Below are 18651 nucleotides of genomic sequence, written 5' to 3'. Positions count from 1 at the left end.
CGTCCGGAGGCTGAAGCGGCATGGCTGTAGAAATCGAGCGCAAGTTTCTCGTCGCGGACGACACCTGGCGTACCGGGGTCTCCGGCGCCAGGCGCATCCGCCAAGCCTATCTCTGCAAGAACGGCATGGCGAGCGTGCGCGTGCGCGTGGTCGACGACTGCAGCGCTCGGCTGACCGTGAAGGCGATGCCGCACGGAGACGGCCCGGCGCTGTCTCGAGCAGAGTTCGAATACGCCATTCCGCTCGAGGAAGGTCTCGCGATGCTGGACCTTCGCATCGGCCGGGTGGTGGAGAAGACCAGGCACCTGGTTCCCGCCGAAAACGGGCGTACCTGGGAGGTAGACGTCTTTTCCGGCACCCACGAGGGACTGGTGCTCGCAGAAATCGAACTTAGTGCGCCCGATGAAGAGTTCGTGCAGCCTCGTTGGCTGGGACGCGAAGTGACCGACGATCCGGCATACAGCAACGCTGCCCTGGCGCAGCGGGACTGACGGGCCTCGCCCTAGGCCTGGCGCAGCAGGATCGCGGAGGATTCGAACAGGGCGGCGATTTCGCCTGCGGGCGCCGGCTTGCCTGTAAGGAAGCCCTGGAATTCCGTGCAGCCCACCAAGGTGAGGTGCCTGCGCTGTTCTTCCGTCTCTACCCCTTCGGCGATGACGCCAAGATCGAAGGACCGAGCAAGCTTCACGATCGCGCCGACCAGGGCATTGACCTCTGTGCTCTCGTCCACGCCGCTTACGAAGGTCTGGTCGATCTTGATCTTGTCGACGCGGAAGCGGTGCAGCAGGCTGAGGCTGGAATAGCCGGTGCCGAAGTCGTCGAGGACGATGGAAAAGCCCAGCCGCCGGAGGATTTCGAAGTTCTCGGTGGTGGCCGGGCCGTCGCCCAGAAGGGCCGTCTCGGTCAGTTCGATCTCGTAGCGCGACGGATCAATTCCCGCTCTTGTGGCCAGTTGCATGACTCGTGTCGCAAAGCCGGGAGTGCGCATCTGGACTGCGGAAATATTGATGGCGATGCGCACGTTCTGCCAGTGCGCAGTTTCCTCGAATACCTTTCGCATGACGATTTCGCCGATCGCCATGATCAGTCCGGTTTCCTCCGCCAGCGGGATGAAAACCGATGGCGAAATGTCACCGAGATCCGGGTGCTTCCAGCGCAGCAGTGCCTCGACGGCGGAAACCTCGCCGGCGAGATCGACCTGCGGTTGATAGACCATGTGGAAATCGTCTCGCGGCAGGGCTGCGCGAAGATTGTCTTCCAGGGTGCGGCGTGTCCGGAAGGCTTCCGCCATGCCCGGTTCGAAGAAGGTAACCTGACCCTTCCCCTCGGCCTTCGCCTGGTAGAGGGCCATGTCCGCATGGCGCAGGACCAGCGAAGGGGCAACCGTTCCGTCCTCTATCAGCGCTACGCCGATTGACCCGCCGACGTCGATTTGGCCATAATCGCAGTCTATCGGCTTTACGATGCGCTCGAGGCAGCGATCTGCCAGATCTCGTGCATGGGGATGTTCCCGCACCGGGCAGATGAGCACGAATTCGTCGCCTCCCAGCCGCGCGACGAAAGAGCCCGGGATGTCTTGCGACAGCGCCTGCAGGCGATCTGCAAGCGTCTTGAGCACGAGGTCGCCGGCGTCGTGGCCCAGAGTATCGTTCACTTCCTTGAAGCGGTCCAGATCGACGCAGAGGATGGCCAGCATCGGTGTCTCGCGACCGATCGCGCTCAACATGCCGGGCAGGCGTTCGAACAGCAGCGTACGGTTCGGGACGCAGGTCAGCTGATCGTGATAGGCGAGGTGCTTGGCCTGCTTCTCATTGAGGATCAGTTCGTCGACGATGATGCCGCTGCGCCGGACCAGCACCCATGCGCCAAATGCAAGGAGAATCAGCGCGCCCAGCATCGGTAGCAGCAGTTTCTTCAGCAGCAGGATGCCAGGCCGTCGGGGTGTCCACGCGAGTGCGGCGATTTCGCGGCCGGAAGGGCACAGGAGCCTGAAGTATGCCTTGCCCATGACGTCCGCGCCGGCACCGACCAGTTCGAGGTCGTCGACGAGGTATCGCGAGGCGAAAGTGTGAAGCGTCGCGCGATCGATCGGCATGGCCGTGATCGCGACGGGGGCTCGCGGCCCCTTGGGCATGACCAGGCCGAGATCGGGTTGGATCAGCGTCGCTATCACGATGTAGACCGTGTCCCCGATACGGACCGTGCCGTTGGCCTGAATGGGCTTGGTCACCGTGCTTTCACCGGACTCGTCGGGCTTGATCGGCGGCCGCTCTGTTTCGGCCTTGCGGATCGGGACAAGCAATTGCGCGGTGACGTTGGCGAACGGCTGAAAGGCCTTGTTGTCCACGTGCTTGCCTTCAACGGAGGCGTAGATGACTTTGCCTTCCCCGTTCACGAAGAAGGTGCGAGTGAAGCCGTAGAACGTGAAGAGCTGCGATCCGAAATTGACGTCGGCAAACTCGGGGTCGAATTCGTGATCGAGTTTGGCGACGGCTGCGTCCCAGTCGGCCTGGGGAACGATAATTTCCTGATACTGTTCGAGCAGGCGCTGGAAGCCCTGTTCAACCATGTGCTGCTCGCGTTGCGAAGCGGTCCTGTCGAACGAGACGATGAGGAACGTGCCCAGCAGAACCAGCAGTCCGAGCATGCCAAAGCTCATCGCGGCGATCGGCACCAGCAACTGGTGACGCCGGGAGGTTTCTGCATTGCCGGGCTTGAAGCTCAATTGTCGCGACCCCGTACAGCCTGCCCGGCTGTTCGTTCACGGCCGGGAGCGACTGCTTACAGGACATCTCGCTAAAGAAATGCTAAGGCAGGTCAGGACCTTGCCGGCAGCCCCGTCGCGCAGCACCGGGCTGGCTCCACCTAGGCCGGCTCGATGGAGATCGGCACGGCACTGTAGTGCGCCATCCCCCCCAGCGGGTCCATGTCATGCGTACAGGTCAGGTTGTTCACGTTCGCGTCCCGGTGGCCGTGCGGGATAGAACAGACGCCTGGGCGCATGGAGGGAGCGATCTTGGCCGTGACGACGATCTCGCCGGATTTGTTCCAAACGCGCACTTTCTGGCCGTCACTTATGCGGTGGTCTGCGGCCGTATCGGGATGGATCAGGCAATCCGCAATCTCGCCCAGAAAGCCGATCTGGCCGTTGAACTTCCGGCGCTGCCGGCGCGAGGTGTAAACCAGCGGCTTGGGCTTGCCGAGGCTGGCTTCGTCCTCGGCGCGGAACTGGAGCCATTGTGCTTCCAGTTCGTCGGGCACCAGTTCCCAACCGCCGTTGCGTTCGAATAGCCGGTCGACCCAGGCTGCGGGCAGGTCCATCGGGAATTCGACGACGCGCTTTTCCTTCAGTTCCTCCCAGGAACAGCGGGCAGTGGCGAGTAGCGAGGCCTGCATCAGTTCGTCGTTCTCGTCGCTGTGCTCCTGCGGCACATGGTTCGGCACCGGCAGGTCGGCGCGGCGCATGAACTGCGAGATCACCCACCAGGCCGAGCGCCGCTCGCCCATCGGTTTGACGAGGGCGGGGGCGTACTGGAGATTTACGCTCCAGTTGAGCGTGTCCCAGCGCGTGAACTCGTTGCGCTCCACCGTGCTCTTGGTCGGCAGGATATGGGTGCAATAGGGGCTCAGCTCGTTGTGCGTGATCTCGGTGCTGACCAGCAGATCGAGCTTGGGAAGTGCGGCTTCCAGTGCATGTACGTCCGGAAACGAGCGGAACAGGTGGCCGCCGAAGTTGAACAGGGCGTGCATGTAGCCCTGCTCGATCTCCTGCGGCAGCACGGCGCAGGGCCAGTCGTTGAGGATGCCCTTCACATCGGGACGCACGTGCGAGCCGGGGGTGAAGGCGCTTTCCAGCAACGGGAGGTGATCGACGAACTGGTCGAAGGGAAACAGCGCGCCGGGGTGGATCCACAGCCCGCCCTCCACATTCATCGATCCCGTCAGGATCATGATCAGCCAGGCGAACCAGACCGTGAGGTTTCCGCCCGGCGACATGCCGGTACCCGTGCCGGTCTCGATCGCCAGAATTTTGTGGCGGCGAATGGCGTCCAGCAGCTCCTGCAGCTGCTCTTCGGGCACACCGGCGATCTCGGCGGCCTTGGCGCGGCCGTAATCCGCGAGCAGGGCGCGCAAACGGTCTAGGTTCTGCACCGGCTGCTGCGGATCGAGCGGACCGTCGGCGAGAATCTCGCGCACGATCCAGGCCAGCACGGCGTAGTCGCGACCGGGATAGGCGGCGATATGGCCCTTCGCGAAGTTGGCGGTTTCGGTGCGCACCGGGTCGATCACCCAGACTTCGCCGCCGCGCTTGTTGATCGCCTTGAGCCAGTTGCCGGGCTTGAACATGCCGGTGTTGTGCGCGTGGCTCACCATCGGGTTGGTGCCGACATAGAGCACCATCTGGCAGTTGTCGTAGTCGGTCTTGGGGTTGATGCCGTAGAACTTGGCCATGGCCCCCGCGATCATCACCTTGGCGGTGGTGTCGTTGGTCAGCGGGGTGAACTTCGGCGGTGTGCCCAGTGCCTTGTAGAAGGCCTCTTCCATCGAATAGCCGGCCGAATCGAGACCCAGCCCGCTACCGAAGTACATGCCCACCGAATCCGGGCCATGCTCGTCGATCACCGTGCGCAGCCGTGTGCCGATATCGTCGAGGGCTTCGTCCCACGAGACTTCGACGAGTTCGCCGTCCTTGCGCATCATCGGCCTGGTGATGGCATGGTCAAGGTGATGGATCTGGCCGGTCGCGCGGCCCTTCGGGCAACTGTAACCCTGCGTGATCGGATGATCCGGGTCGGCCTTTACCTTGAGGATCTTCTCGTCGTTGGCGACTTCGGCGATAAGGCCGCAACTGGTCATGCAGACCTTGCAATAGGTGCGCTTGTGCTCGATCCGGTCGCCTTCTTCGGCTTCCACCGCAAGCGGCTGCGCCTCTACCTCGCCGTACTCGATGTGTCGCGTTGCCATGACCGTGCCTCTCCCTCGGGCGGTGCTTTCGGACCTGTCACGGTCCTTAAGTGTACACCTGTACCAATTACCATGAGGCGGTCACGACGCGCAAGCGGATTGCTAGGTCGTCTCGGCGCGCCCCTCGTCGACGATCGCCTGCAAGGACCGGGCAAACCAGCGCACGGTTTCCGGCGGAATATCGCCCGATCGCAGGTGCCGGGTCTGGATGGTGAAACCGTTCATCAGCGTGAGCATGTTGAGCGCGCGCGTCCGTGCATCGGGCGGTCCAAGCCAGTCAGCGAGCGATTGCAGGACGACCTGTTCGGTTACTTTCCGGGCGATATCGCGCGATTCGGGATCGGCGATAGCGAGCACCATCATTGCCGGGATTCGCGCCTCCTCGTCCTTGATGACGAGGCGGGCCATTTCCTCGCCGAAGTTGTCCTTCGTGCGGACGAAAAAGCCCTTGGCATAGAGCGCACGGACCAGCGCCTGTTCGAACAGTGCCGCCTTGGTGCCGAAGTAGCGCACGACCAGTGATGTGGCGACGCCGGCCTTTTCCGCCACTTCGCGCATGCCGGTCTTCGCGTAGCCCTGCGACGAGAACAGCGCGAAGGCCGCGTCCAGGATACGGGCCTGCGTCTTGGCGGGATCGCGGCGTCGAGGTTCGCGCTTGGCTTCCATGGCGATGGCTTAGGAGGCGGTGCGTCTGCACACAAGTTGCCGGCTGGTTGCGGACGCGCTGGCCCTGTGGCGGACGGATTGCCGTATCTCCCTTTGCGCCGGGCGCGATTCCGCCTAAAGCCCCGCCCATGAGCGATACCGTTTCCTTCGGCTACGAAGAGGTCAGTGCCGACGAAAAGGAGCAGCGCGTCGGCGCGGTCTTCTCTTCCGTCGCGCGCAAGTACGACATGATGAACGATGCCATGTCGGCAGGCATGCACCGCTTGTGGAAGGACAAGTTCGTCCGGCGGGTGAAGCCGCGCGAGGGCGAGCATATTCTCGACATGGCGGGCGGCACAGGCGACATTGCCTTCCGCATGGCGAAATCGGGCGCGCTGATAACCGTGTCCGACATCAACCAGGACATGCTCGACGTCGGCATAGATCGCGCGGTGCAGCGGGGGCTGGATGGCCTCGTGTGGTCGCGCCAGAACGCCGAGGAACTCACCTTTCCGGACCGTTTCTTCGATGCCTACACCATCGCCTTCGGCATCCGCAACGTGACGCATATCGACAAGGCTCTGGCTGAGGCGTTCCGCGTCCTCAAATACGGCGGGCGCTTCTTCTGCCTTGAATTCTCGACCACCGAATGGCCGGGCTTCAAGGAAATCTACGACGGCTATTCGCACAAGCTGGTTCCGAAGATCGGCCAGATGGTAGCGGGGGATGCCGATTCCTATCGCTACCTGATCGAATCGATCCGCCGGTTCCCGCCGATGCCGGAATTCGAGGCGATGATCCGCAAGGCCGGGTTCAAGCATACCAGAGTCGAGCCGATCATGGGCGGGCTCGTGGCGATCCACTCGGGCTGGAAGGTCTGAGCAGCCACTGTGACGAGACCGATTACCCACATCGCCCGGCTCGTTAAATGGGGTCGCGTGCTGGCACGGCACGGTGCCCTGCGCGGCATCGAGAACGACCGCAATGCCCCCGGCCCGGTCAAGCGGCTTTGCCGGATCGCGCGGTTCGGGGCGCGGCAGGGCAATGAGCCCGACTACGCCGGGGCCTTTCAGGAAATCGGGCCCGCCGCCATCAAGCTTGGTCAAGCGCTGGCGACGCGGCCCGATCTGGTCGGCGAAGGGCCCGCGCGCAACCTCCTGACCTTGCAGGACAGCTTGCCGCCGGTGCCGTTCGCCGAAATCCGGGCGCAGATCGAAGAAACCTTCGAAAGGCCGCTCGAAGCCTTGTTTTCGAGCATCGACGAGCAGCCCATCGGGGCAGCGTCGATCGCACAGGTTCACCGCGCGGTGACGACGGACGGCCGCACGGTTGCCGTCAAGGTCCTGCGTCCGCGCATTCGTGAGCAGTTCACGCGCGATGTGGAGACCTACGAGTGGGCCGCGGCACATCTCGAAGCGCTGGGCGGCGAGGCGGCCCGGCTACGCCCGCGCGCCGTGATCGCCAACCTCAAGCGCTGGACCCTGCGCGAACTAGACCTGCGGCGCGAGGCGGCCTCTGCCTCCGAGCTGGCCGAGATGATGAAGGGGATCGAAGGGTACTGCATTCCCGACATCGATTGGGACCGGACCAACGGTTCGGTGCTGACCGTCGAGTGGATCGACGGCATCAAGATGAGCGATATCGAGGGGCTGCGTGCCGCCGGGCACGACTTGCCCGCACTGGCGAGTACCCTGGTGCTGACCTTCCTCACGCAGGCGATCTCGTGCGGTTTCTTCCATGCCGACATGCATCAGGGCAACCTGTTCGTGCGTGCGGACGGGACCATCGTCGCCATCGACTTCGGGATCATGGGCCGCATCAACCGGCAGGCGCGGCTGTGGCTGGCGGAAATCCTCTATGGTCTCACCACCGGCAATTATCGCCGCGTCGCCGAGATCCACTTCGAGGCACAGTACGTGCCGGCCTATCACTCGGTAGAGGACTTCGCCTCGTCGCTGCGGGCCGTGGGCGAGCCGATGCGGGGCAAACCGGTGAGCGAACTGTCGGTGGGACAGATGCTCGACGGGCTCTTTGCCATCACGCGCGATTTCGACATGCAGGTGCAGCCCCACCTGCTGCTGTTGCAGAAGACCATGGTCATGGTCGAGGGGCTGGCGACCGCTCTCGATCCCGACATCAACATGTGGGACGTTTCGGCACCCTTCGTGAAAGGCTGGATCCGCGACGAACTCGGCCCGGAAACGGTGATTGTCGACCGGCTGCGCGAGGATATCGGCACGCTGGCACGGCTGCCTGCGCTGGTACGACGGATCGAGGAGAAATTCCCCCCCAAGGGCGGTGCTCCGGAGCAGGCGCCGTTGCCGGAAGTCGAGCTGATCTGGTCGCGTAAACGCGAAAGTAACCATTGGGTAGGGTATGGTGTGGCAGCAATCCTGGGGGGTGCTGTCGCATGGGCGTTCACGTACTGGAGTTTCCTGAGCTAGCCGAGGGCAGGCGTGATCTTGCCGGGGCCGGGGACGCTGGCCGTTTCGCCGACTGGTCCCCTGCACTGGCCCGAATCGTCCTGGCAACGCTGGCCTTGCTGCTGCTCGCGTCGGCCCTGGTTCCCGTCGCCAAGTCGACCAGCCGCTCCCCCTGGCTGGGTCCGGTGGAAGGCCCGGTCTCGACGGCCGCAAGTCCCGATGCAGCGCAAGAGCCCTATGACGAGGACATCGCGCTCTACGAGGTAGCGATCGACCGTATCGCCAAAGGCGAAAACTACTACGACTTCATCGTCTCCGAACAGCGCGCGCGCGACTATCCCGTAAATCCCGGGCTTGCAGTCCGCCTGCCGACGCTTGCCTATCTCGACGCCTGGCTGGGCACGTCCGGCCAGATCGCCGCGGCCATGGCCCTGATGCTCGGCATCGTTGCCGCGTGGTGGCGCCGGTTTGGCGAGGAGGGCGTTTCACCGCGGTTGCAGCGCATGGCGACGGCGATGGTTTTCGTCGGCGCATCGCTCGGACTCAACCGGCACTACTTCCCGCTGCACGAACTGTGGGCAGGCGGCCTGATCGCGCTTGCCCTAGGCCTGCACCGCATCGGAGTGGACGGCCGCGGCGGTAAATGGATCGCGGCCTTCTGTGCGGCGGCGCTGGCGCTTGCGATCCGCGAGCATACGCTGCCCTTCGTGCTGCTGCTGGCAGCGACCGCGCTGTGGTACCGCAACTGGCGCGAGGCGGCCGCGTGGTCGGCCCTGGTCGCGGTGTTTTTCGCCGCGCTGTGGCTCCACCTGTCGCTGGTATCGCGCGACGTCCTGCCCAGCGATCCGCATTCCGCCCCGTGGCTGGTCGTGCGCGGCTTGTCGGGTTGGCTGGCCAACGTCGTCCAGGCGAGCAACCTGCGCTGGCTTCCGCACTTCCTGGCGGGACCTGCCGTCGTGCTGATGACCTTCGGCTGGCTCGGCATGAAGGGGCGTGCCGGCCTGTTCGCATTCCTGCTCGGGGCCGGATACGGGCTTGCCTTCATGCTCGCGGGCCGCTGGGACAATTTCTACTGGGGGGCGATGATCGCGCCTGCCCTGTTCGCCGGGATCGTCTTTGCCCCCAGGGCGCTTTCCCAACTGGCCTCCGCGGCGCATCTCCGGCCCCGGTCGGCGGTTTCAGCCGTAAATTAATTGCGTGTCCGTGCCCGCTGTTGCACAAGCCCCGAGCATGAGTGGACCTAGGATCCTTCTGGTCGTCGGCGGCGGCATAGCCGCCTACAAGGCCTGCGAACTCGTCCGTACCATCCGCAAGGAGGGCGGTGACGTCACGTGCGTGGTGACCGAGGCCGGCACGAAGTTCGTCACGCCCATGGCACTCGCCGCGCTGTCCGAAAAACCCGTCTACACCACCTTGTGGGACCTCAAGAACGAGGCGGAGATGGGGCATATCCAGCTTAGCCGCGAGGCCGACCTGGTCGTGGTCTGTCCGGCGACTGCCGATCTCATGGCCAAGATGGCGTCTGGTATTGCCGACGATCTCGCGACCACGATGCTGCTGGCGACCGACAAGCCGGTGATGGCCGTGCCCGCGATGAATGTGCGGATGTGGCAGCACCCGGCGACCATGCGTAACGTGCAGGTCCTGCGCGAGGCGGGTGTGGACGTGATGGAGCCCGACGAGGGCACGATGGCCTGCGGAGAATACGGCCCCGGCCGTCTGCCCGATCCCGTTGCCATCTGGCAACGGATCGCATGGGTTCTCGGCATGGGCCCGATCGAGGTCGCGCCGCTGCCCGGCAGTGAGCCAGAACCCGCTGCCCATCCAGGGTTGCCCCATACCGCAGAGTTGCCTGAACCTGAGCCGCAGCCCGGTACGCCTTGGCAGCCCGAGTTCAGCGAGCCCGAACCTGAGGCGGGTGCCGCCGAGGAACTCGGGCTGGGCGGCCTGACCGGTTCGATGATCTCGCGTGGGCTGCAGAAGGCCAAGAAAGCGATCTCGTTCGGTCACGAGGAAGAGCCGCCGGTTCAGCGTTCGTCGCCCGAAAAGGAAGCGGCGGCTCCAGCAGCCTCGCTGCTGATGGCCAAGAAAGGGGCGGCTCGCAGCGCGCCGCCGACCGATCCCGATGCCATCAACCACCTCGTTTCGCCCTACGACGATGCCGGCTCCCCGCAGCCTTTCGACGACGGGTCGGTCGAGCCGCCGCCTGCTACGGCGGACGGCCCGCTCAAGGGCAGGCACGTCCTGGTGACGGCAGGGCCGACGTGGGAGCCGATCGATCCGGTTCGCTACATAGCCAATCGCTCCTCGGGCAAGCAGGGCTTTGCCATCGCTGCCGCCGCGGCGCGGGCCGGCGCGCGGGTGACGCTGGTGGCCGGGCCGGTGCATCTCGAAACGCCTCCCGGCGTCGACAGGGTGGATGTCGAAAGCGCCCTGCAGATGGCCGACGCGGTTAAGCGTGCCTTGCCTGCCGACATCGCCGTCATGGTCGCCGCCGTGGCCGACTGGCGTACCGCAGACGTCGCCAAGGAAAAGCTCAAGAAGCGCGGATCGGCGCCACCGGCCCTGGTACTGACCGAAAACCCCGATATCCTCGCTACCGTCGCCGCCCGGCCCGATCGGCCGCCGCTGCTCATCGGATTTGCGGCCGAGACGCAGGACGTGGTCAAGCACGCCAAGGAAAAGCGCAAGCGCAAGGGCGCGGACTGGATCATTGCCAACGACGTTTCCGGAGACGTGATGGGCGGCGATGCCAATGCCGTCCACATCGTGCGCGGGGACGACGTGATTTCCCTTCCCGAAATGCCCAAGGAGGATGTCGCGCGCATTCTCGTTGAAAGGTTTACCGATGCACTCGTCTGACACGTCCGGCACCGAAGTTCCCGTGCCGATCAAGGTCCTGCCCCACGGGGAAGGACTGGCGCTGCCGGCCTACGCTACCGATGGCGCGGCCGGAATGGACGTCGTCTCGGCCGAGGATGTCACCATCGCTGCGGGCGCGCGCCATGCCGTCGCCACGGGGCTGGCCGTTGCGATTCCGCACGGCTTCGAGATCCAGGTGCGCCCGCGGTCGGGTCTCGCGCTCAAGCACGGCATTACCGTTGCCAATGCCCCCGGCACGATCGATTCCGACTATCGCGGCGAGGTGAAGGTGATCCTTATCAACCACGGGACAGCGCCTTTCGAAATTCGCCGCGGCGACCGCGTGGCGCAACTCGTGCTCGCACCGGTCACGCGCGCAAGCTGGCTACCGGTGCAGGAGCTTGACGAAACAGTGCGTGGTGAAGGCGGGTTCGGCTCGACGGGCGGCGTGGTTTCACTGGGGAACTGACGTTTCAGTCCTTGTCCGCAGGCCGGCTGCGGCGATGGCGATCCAGCCACCAGCGACGACCCCACCACCCAGCGCCGCAAACGCCAGCGGTCACCGCCACGCCCTTGGCGAAAAACGAAAACGTGGAGGTCAGCGCCCCCACGGTCACTCCCCAGAAGAGCTGCGACATGATGGCCATGAACGTGTTCAAGCGTGAACCCCGGCTTTTTCCAGTATCCCGAAAATGACGAAGGACGGGCCCGGCGCATTCGGCTCCGGACCCGTCCCTCGGTGTCTCCCTCTCATTCGCAGGAGGGGAGAGGGTCAGTTCACGTCACTTCTTTTCAGGCGCGACGGTAATGCGCACGGTCTCGCCGGAGTTCCCCGGGAAGCCGGTGAACATGGCTTCGACCAGATTTGGCACGAGGTACTGCAGGCGGTTGGAAGTCGAAACGGCTTCCGCCTGGCCTTCGAAGACGCGCTCACCATCGGCCGCGCGGTCGATCTTCAGCGAGATGCCGCTGGTGTAGACGGTGTAGGACTCAATGTTGCGACCGCCGTCGAAGAACGGATCGTACCAGCCATAATGCCACGGGCCGCCCCAGTAGCCGAAGCGGGAGGGACGATAGAATCCGTAGGGGCTATAACCGTACCAAGGGTCCCAGTAGCCCGAAGGACCGGTCGAACGAACCCGTTCACGGCCATTGTCCACGCCATAGTCGAAGCGAACGATCAAGGTCGCCTTGCTCGGGTCTTCCACCGGGGTGTAGCCGAGGCGCGCCATGCGTTCGCGCACGAGATCGGCGTATTGGGCGAACTCCAGTCCGCCAGCGAGTTGTGGATCGTCGGCCACAACGGCGAAGGTCTGTCCGGCGGGTGCCGGCAACTGCGACTGGAATCGCGAAACATCGGCCTTGAACGGCGTGGCGCAGGCAGCCAGCGCCATGAGCAGCACGGCCGCCGCGGCAAGGCGCAGCTTGCCGAAATGCGAAGTCGGTTGGTCTGTCATCATACAAAGCTCCACGAACCTGAAGGGCTCCGTTTTCGCTCTCCGGTGCCTACCTTCGGTTCTTGCGATCCTGTCGTAAAAACAACGCCATGAATAGCGGTTGAATGGTGGGTCACGTGCGACGGAACGTGCAATTGTGTTCACTGGACGCTAAGCGATCACGACTTCAGCGGCCGTTTCGGATATAGGTGGCGAGAGCTGAGATGACGAGTCCGATACCCATTCTTTCCCTGCAATGCGGCAAGGCCGGGCCCTTTCGGGGATCGGACGAACCGAGCGCAATAGGCAAGGCGCCGGTGACCGGGCCTGTCGAGGTCCGTCGCCTTGGTCTTGTCGGGGACGAACAGGCCGATCTCGCCGTTCACGGTGGACCCGACAAGGCGATCCATCACTATCCCTTCTGGCGCGATCGGATCGGCGACCACCCGCTGCTGGATGAATACGGTGCCTTCGGTGAGAACGTTGCAACCCATGGCCTGACCGAGGACACCGTCTGCATCGGGGATCGGTACCGGTTCGGGACGGCCACCGTCGAGGTGAGCCAGGGTCGTCAACCCTGCTGGAAGCTCGATCACCGCTTCGGCGGCCTTGCCGTCAGTGCCGCGATGGTGAAGGCGCGGCGGGCAGGTTGGTACTACCGCGTGCTGGAGGAGGGGAAGGCCCTTGCGGGCGACGACATGACCCTGCTGGAACGGCCGCATCCCCAGTGGACCATCGCGCGCACGTTCGGCTTGCTCATCGCCGGGGACCACAGGCGCGACCGCGACGCCCTCGAAACGCTCGGAGAGCTGGACGTTCTTGCAGAGCCCTGGAAAGCGCGGCGGGCCAAACTGCTCGGCGGCGCCTAGCCGCGCACGAGCCCCAGCGCCTGGTAGGCCTTGTCGAGCGTCGGGATCGCCAGGGCCCGGGCCTTATCGGCGCCGGCCTTCAGGATGGCATCCAGTGCGGTGCGATCCTCGCGCAGGTGCACGAAGCGATCGTTGATCGGCGCCAGCGTCTCCACCAGCAACTCGCCCAGCGCCGGCTTGAACTTGCCGAAGCCTTCGCCGCCGAAGTCGGCCAGCACCGCATCGACAGTGGTGCCGGCCATGACGGCGTAGATACCGACGAGGTTGGCCGCTTCGGCGCGCCCTTCCAGACCGGCCTTCTCGCTCGGCAGCGGTTCCGGATCGGTCTTGGCCTTCTTGATCTTCTGCATGATCGTGTCGGCATCGTCGGTCAGGTTGATCCGGCTCATGTCCGAGGGATCGGACTTGCTCATTTTCGCCGACCCGTTGCGCAGGCTCATGATGCGCGCGGCTTCGGGCGGGATGATCGGATCGGGCAGGGTGAAGACCGGGCTATCCTCGGACGCGAAGTCGTTGTTGAACTTCTGGGCGATGTCGCGCGCCAGTTCGAGGTGCTGTTTCTGGTCCTCGCCCACCGGCACGTGGGTAGCCTGGTAGAGCAGCACGTCGGCGGCCTGCAGCACCGGGTAGGTGAACAGCGCGACGGAGGCGCCCTCTCGGTTCTTGCCGGCCTTGTCCTTCCACTGCGTCATGCGGTTCAGCCAGCCCATGCGGGCGGTGCCGTTGAGCAGCCATTGCAGTTCGGCATGCTGCGGGACCTGGGCCTGGTTGAAAAGGATCGAGCGCTCCGGATCGATCCCGCAGGCCACCAGGGCCGCAACCATCTCGCGGGTGTTCGCGGCGAGCTCGGCGGGAACGTGCGGCATCGAGATCGCGTGAAGGTCGGCCAGGAAGTAGAGGCTCTGCCCGCCTTGCGCGGTCATGTCGTCCTGCATCTTCACCCAGTTGCGGATCGCGCCCAGGTAATTGCCGAGGTGCAGGTTGCCGGTGGGCTGGATGCCTGAGACGATGCGCATGGGGAAAGAGGCCTGACTGTTATTCCGAAAGATCGACCGGTTCCGTCTTCGCGGCCGGACGGCGCCGCCGTAGCTGGGCAAGCAGGTCCTTGTCGAGAGCGCCGATGGCATAGGCGACGCTGAAGAACACGACCATCCCGGCCCCGCACAGGACGGCTAGCGACCAGACCCTCTCGAACACGTTGCCGCCATAGCGGTCCGCCATCAGCGGCATCAGCACGAGCAGGACAGCGCTCATCGCTGCCGTCGCCACCAGCTGGCGCGCGATGCGCCCGGCGAGCTTGCCGGTGAAGTGGAACCATCCCCGCATCTGCAGGATGGTGTAGAGCGTGAGCACGTTGAGCGTGGACGTGAAGGCCGTCGCGGCGGCCAGGCCGACGATGCCGTAGATCGGAACCACGACGATGTTGACGCCGATGTTCACGATCAGTGCGCCGGCGGCGATCCACACCGGCGTGCGCGTGTCTTCGCGGCTGAAGAATCCGGGCTGGAAAACCTTTACCAGGACGTAGCTCGGCAACCCGATTACCAGCGCGACGACGATGTTGGCCATGACGGCGCCGTTGGCATCGGTCATCTTGCCGCCGACGAAGAACGCCGTGACGAAGGCCGGGGCACAGATCGCCAGGGCCGCCGCGGCCGGCAGGGTCAGCAGCGTCGCCATTTCCACCGCGTTGGCCTGGAGGCGCTGCGCCTCGCGCGAATCGCCGGTCTGGATGTGTCGGGCGAGCATCGGCAGGATCGCGGTTCCCAGAGCGATGCCGACGATGCCCAGTGGCATCTGGTTCAGTCGGTCGGCGTACTTGAGCAGGGTGAGCGAGCCCTGCGGCAGCGAAGTCGCGAAGAAGGTGTCGACGAACTGGCTGATCTGATAGACGCCGGCGCCGAAGGTGGCCGGGAGGATCAGCATGCCGAGACGCTTCACCTCCGGCGTCAGGCGGGGCATCGTGATCTTCAGCCGCACGCCGGCCTTGCGGGTGGCCCAGGCCATGTAGAGGAGCTGCGCCAGCCCGGCCACGGCCACGGCGACGGCCTGGACATAGGCCACGGTGACATCGGTGCCGCCAGCCTCGCGCAGGAAGTAGCCGGTGAGGATACCGGTGATCAGGACAATGTTGAGCAACACCGGCACGAACGCGCCCGGAGCGAATTTCGAATGGGCGTTGAGCAGCCCCGAAAGCATGGCCACCAGGCTCACCAACCCCAGATAGGGGAAGGTTATCCGCGAAAGCGTGACGGCCAGCTCGAACTTGCCGGGAATGGACTGGTACTCGCGCGCCAGCAGCCAGACGATGCCGGGCATCACCAGCATGGCCAAGGCGGAGAATCCGAGCAGGACCCAGATGAAAACGCCGAGGACGTCGCTGGCGAACCTGTCCGCCGCTTCGTCGCCGCCTTCTCCGGCAAGGGTGCGCGTGTACATCGGCACGAACGCCACCGAAAAGGCGCCTTCGGCAAAGAGGCGCCGGAAGGTATTGGGCAGCACGAAGGCGAGCTGGAAGGCGTCGGCCGCCATCCCGGCGCCGAGCACGCGCGCGATCAGCATGTCGCGCACGAACCCGAAGACCCGGCTGAGGGCGGTCAGCCCCCCGATCGTGCCAACGTTGCGGACCAGGCTCATCTGCCCAAGCGCTCCGGGGACGCTATGCGCTGACCGTCAGGCGCTTGCGGCTCAGGCGTTGCCGGCCGGTTCGCCTTGCGTCGCATCGGCTTGCTGCTGGGCCTGGAGTTGCTGCACATAGAGGCCGTTGAAGTCGATCGGCTCGAGCATGAGCGGCGCAAAACCAGCATCGCGCACGGCATCGGCGATCACGCGGCGCGCGAAGGGGAAGAGGATGCGCGGCGCTTCGGCGAAGAGAAACGCGTGCGACTGGCCTTCCTCGAGGTTGCGCATGCCCACGAGCGCGCAATAGCTCAGGTCGACAATGAACACCGTGCCCGATTCGGCCTTGGAGGTGCAGGTGATCTTGAGCTCGACTTCGTGCACTTCGCCTTCGATCGCGCGCGCGCCGATGTTGAACTGAACGTCGATCTGCGGCTGGTCCTGCCAGGAAAAGCTCTGCGGCGAGTTCGGATTTTCGACCGAAAGGTCCTTGACGTACTGCGAGATGATGCCGGCCGAGGGCCCGTTGTCCTCGCCGTTGCCAAGGTTGAGATCGGAAATGACGTTGCCTTCGTCGGCCATGGGTAGGTTTCCCGCAATGAAATCTGTGTTAGCCGGCGCGCCTAAAGCATTTTCGCCCTCCGTGGAACACCCGCAAACGGGAATTTGTGCGCAAGAGCGGTCCCATGGTTGTCGTTATGCGTGGCGAAGCGGTAACGGATCGCCGAAAAATTGCCCCGATCGGCCCGCTCACACGTTGTTCATTTGTAAACTGTACCTATCTCGGGGTAAGCTGACGCACTGCAGCGTGAGTCTTCTATCACTGACGATGCACAAGAAAGGGATGGAAAAAGGAACGTGACACCGGAAATAGTGATCCTGGCCATGATCGCAGCATTCCTGGGGCTGCGGCTGTACTCTGTGCTGGGCCGTCGTGCCGAGCACGAGGAAGAGCCGATCCCGGGCCGCTTCGAAGGGCGTCAGGGCCGTCCGGGTACATCGCGTATCCCGGCCCAGCCCAAGCCGGATGCCAAGAGCGATGACCGCGCGCGGGCCGAACAGGGCCTGCGTCCGCGCGAAATGCCGTTGGCACCGCCTTCCGTCGAGCGCGGGCTTGCCGAAATCGCCAATGCGGATCGCCGCTTTGATGCCTTTGCCTTTCTCGAAGGCGCGCGCGGTGCCTACCGCATGATCCTTGAAGCCTTCTGGAAAGGCGACAAGGAGGAATTGCGCCACTTGTGCGACGACGATGTCTACGAAAGCTTCGCCGGTGCTATCGACGCGCGCAACGAAGCGGGCGAAACGCTCGACAACCGCCTCGTCCGTATCGAGGAATGTGCCATGGTGGCCGCTGGCGTCGAAGGCAACGTCGCGCGCATCACCTTGCGGTTCCGCGCCGATATCGCCGCGGTTACCCGTGATGCAGAGGGCCATGTCGTGGCCGGCTCTCTCGACGACGCAATCGAGGCTGTCGACATCTGGACATTCAAGCGCGCCCTGAATTCGGCTGATCCCGACTGGCTGCTGGACGAGACAGACCAGGGCTGAGCCTTTCGCCGGGCCCTGCGCGGGCCCGTTCACGGAGTTTGAACATTGCGTCGAGGGGGAGTGTCGCGACGGCCGGCGTCAGGTGCGGCGCGCAAGCTGGTCGGCCTCTCGCTTCTGATCTCCCTCGCTTCCTGCGTAAACGTCATTCCGCGGCAGTCGGCTGTCGTCCTGCCGCCTGCGGAGAATGCGGTGGCCCTTGGCGTAAAACCGGGGCCATCGATATCCGACCTGTCGTTGACCGGAGCGGACGCGTCTGCAGCGCTTGCCTCGTTTCGCGAGAGTTGTCCGCGCGTCATGTCGCGGACCGACGCCAGTGGGCTGACTCGTCCCGACGACTGGCGCCCGGCTTGTACTGCCGCCGAAAACTGGGGGGCGGGCTCGGCCGTCCTTTTCTTCCTGAGCTATTTCGAGACGGTGCAGGTCGGCGACGGCAAGGCCCATGCGACGGGATATTACGAACCGGAAATTGTCGGCTCCCGGACGCGCCATGCCGGGTTCGACGTGCCGATCTATGGTCTGCCGCCCGATCTGGTGCGGGCGAAGCCGGATGATGCCGAGCCGCTCGCCAATGGCAGAATGCCGATTGGTCGCTATGGTCCGGACGGACGCTTCACCCCGTATTGGGACCGGGCAGCGATAGAGCAAGGCGCGCTGATGGGGCGCGGCCTGGAAATCGGCTGGGCCGCCGATCCGGTCGAGTTCTTCTTCCTCCAGGTGCAGGGATCGGGGCGGCTGCGGGCGCCCGACGGCACGGTCATGCGCATCGGCTATGCGGGACAGAACGGCCTCCCCTATACCGGAATTGGTGGGCTGATGCGGCAGCGCGGCCTCATCGGCGATGGGCCCGGGCAGTATCCCGGTTCCATGCAGGGCATCATGCAGTACATTCATGAGCATCCCGCGGAAGGGAAGGCGCTCATGGATGAAAACAAGTCCTACGTGTTCTTCAGGGAGCTGAGCGGAGACGGCCCGCTCGGTGCCCTGAGCGTGCCGGTGCGGGCCGAAAGCTCGGTGGCCGCCGATCCGCGCTACGTACCGCTGGGGGCTCCGGTCTGGCTCGACCTCGATCGCGGGGAAGCCGATGGGATGTGGATCGCCCAGGACACCGGCGGGGCCATCAAGGGCGCCAATCGCTTCGACACCTTCTGGGGCGCCGGGTCCCAAGCTCGGACCATTGCCGGCGGAATGAGCGGTCGCGGCGAGGCTCTCGTGCTGGTTCCCAAGGGTACGCGCGCCAGGCTGGGCGTGCGGTGAGACGCCCGGGACGCAGGTTGTCTGCGGAAG

At 64.7% G+C, this 18651-nt stretch carries 17 protein-coding genes; 9 read left to right on the top strand and 8 right to left on the bottom strand.

Annotated elements, in window-relative coordinates:
- Positions 1-20: 20 nt before the first annotated feature.
- On the top strand, positions 21-491 hold the full coding sequence (locus LK12_RS20780; protein WP_039288519.1) for a CYTH domain-containing protein: 471 nt from the start codon (positions 21-23) through the stop codon (positions 489-491).
- 11 nt (positions 492-502) lie between these two features.
- Here the strand turns inward: LK12_RS20780 and LK12_RS20775 are convergent, their stop codons facing one another.
- From LK12_RS20775 to LK12_RS20765, 3 genes are all read right to left on the bottom strand, one after another.
- Positions 503-2725, bottom strand: a complete 2223-nt coding sequence (locus tag LK12_RS20775) for a bifunctional diguanylate cyclase/phosphodiesterase (protein ID WP_052223658.1) — start codon at positions 2723-2725, stop codon at positions 503-505.
- 140 nt (positions 2726-2865) lie between these two features.
- Positions 2866-4965, bottom strand: coding sequence for a molybdopterin-containing oxidoreductase family protein (locus tag LK12_RS20770; RefSeq protein WP_052223657.1), 2100 nt, complete (start codon positions 4963-4965; stop codon positions 2866-2868).
- Positions 4966-5067: 102 nt separating this feature from the next.
- Positions 5068-5631 (bottom strand): TetR/AcrR family transcriptional regulator, encoded by a 564-nt coding sequence (locus LK12_RS20765; RefSeq protein WP_039288517.1) that lies wholly within the window; start codon positions 5629-5631, stop codon positions 5068-5070.
- Positions 5632-5759: 128 nt separating this feature from the next.
- On the opposite strand from LK12_RS20765, the gene LK12_RS20760 reads away from it, so the two are divergent.
- From LK12_RS20760 to dut, 5 genes are read left to right on the top strand one after another with little or no spacing between them, the layout of a single operon-like run.
- A complete protein-coding gene (locus LK12_RS20760) occupies positions 5760-6491 on the top strand; it encodes a class I SAM-dependent methyltransferase (protein WP_039288514.1) in 732 nt (243 codons plus the stop codon).
- 9 nt (positions 6492-6500) lie between these two features.
- Positions 6501-8054: a 2-polyprenylphenol 6-hydroxylase gene (gene ubiB / locus LK12_RS20755; protein ID WP_039288512.1), complete on the top strand. Its 1554-nt coding sequence runs from the start codon at positions 6501-6503 to the stop codon at positions 8052-8054.
- On the top strand, positions 8021-9226 hold the full coding sequence (locus LK12_RS20750; RefSeq protein ID WP_231568431.1) for a hypothetical protein: 1206 nt from the start codon (positions 8021-8023) through the stop codon (positions 9224-9226). The genes ubiB and LK12_RS20750 overlap by 34 nt, the downstream gene beginning before the upstream one ends.
- A gap of 37 nt (positions 9227-9263) precedes the next feature.
- A complete protein-coding gene (locus tag LK12_RS20745) occupies positions 9264-10895 on the top strand; it encodes a phosphopantothenoylcysteine decarboxylase domain-containing protein (RefSeq protein WP_039288509.1) in 1632 nt (543 codons plus the stop codon).
- Positions 10882-11364, top strand: coding sequence for a dUTP diphosphatase (dut, locus tag LK12_RS20740; RefSeq protein ID WP_039288506.1), 483 nt, complete (start codon positions 10882-10884; stop codon positions 11362-11364). Before LK12_RS20745 ends, dut begins: the two co-directional genes overlap by 14 nt.
- Before the next feature lie 4 nt (positions 11365-11368).
- Here the strand turns inward: dut and LK12_RS20735 are convergent, their stop codons facing one another.
- Complete coding sequence (locus LK12_RS20735; RefSeq protein WP_039288503.1) at positions 11369-11554, bottom strand: hypothetical protein; 186 nt, start codon at positions 11552-11554, stop codon at positions 11369-11371.
- Positions 11555-11677: 123 nt separating this feature from the next.
- On the bottom strand, positions 11678-12352 hold the full coding sequence (locus LK12_RS20730; RefSeq protein WP_039289629.1) for a DUF4136 domain-containing protein: 675 nt from the start codon (positions 12350-12352) through the stop codon (positions 11678-11680).
- A gap of 203 nt (positions 12353-12555) precedes the next feature.
- Here LK12_RS20730 and LK12_RS20725 point away from each other — a divergent pair, with 203 nt between their 5' ends.
- Complete coding sequence (locus tag LK12_RS20725; protein ID WP_039288500.1) at positions 12556-13200, top strand: MOSC domain-containing protein; 645 nt, start codon at positions 12556-12558, stop codon at positions 13198-13200.
- Here LK12_RS20725 and trpS read toward each other — a convergent pair.
- Genes trpS through secB form a run of 3 tightly spaced genes read right to left on the bottom strand, consistent with a single transcriptional unit; the run spans position 13197 to position 16401 of the window.
- A complete protein-coding gene (gene trpS, locus LK12_RS20720; RefSeq protein WP_039288497.1) occupies positions 13197-14216 on the bottom strand; it encodes a tryptophan--tRNA ligase in 1020 nt (339 codons plus the stop codon). The genes LK12_RS20725 and trpS overlap by 4 nt on opposite strands.
- A 19-nt stretch (positions 14217-14235) precedes the next feature.
- A complete protein-coding gene (gene murJ / locus LK12_RS20715) occupies positions 14236-15837 on the bottom strand; it encodes a murein biosynthesis integral membrane protein MurJ (protein ID WP_039288494.1) in 1602 nt (533 codons plus the stop codon).
- 51 nt (positions 15838-15888) lie between these two features.
- Complete coding sequence (gene secB, locus LK12_RS20710; RefSeq protein ID WP_039288491.1) at positions 15889-16401, bottom strand: protein-export chaperone SecB; 513 nt, start codon at positions 16399-16401, stop codon at positions 15889-15891.
- A 276-nt stretch (positions 16402-16677) separates the two neighbouring features.
- Between secB and LK12_RS20705 the strand changes: the two genes are divergently transcribed.
- Positions 16678-17367: a Tim44/TimA family putative adaptor protein gene (locus tag LK12_RS20705; RefSeq protein ID WP_039288490.1), complete on the top strand. Its 690-nt coding sequence runs from the start codon at positions 16678-16680 to the stop codon at positions 17365-17367.
- Positions 17368-17427: 60 nt separating this feature from the next.
- Positions 17428-18621 (top strand): murein transglycosylase A, encoded by a 1194-nt coding sequence (gene mltA, locus LK12_RS20700; protein WP_039288487.1) that lies wholly within the window; start codon positions 17428-17430, stop codon positions 18619-18621.
- The last annotated feature ends 30 nt before the right edge of the window (positions 18622-18651 follow it).

It is taken from the genome of Novosphingobium malaysiense (assembly GCF_000802225.1).
GTDB classification, from domain to species: domain Bacteria; phylum Pseudomonadota; class Alphaproteobacteria; order Sphingomonadales; family Sphingomonadaceae; genus Novosphingobium; species Novosphingobium malaysiense.
Note: the sequence above shows the minus strand (reverse complement) of the source record. Positions and strands in the feature narration are given on the sequence as shown.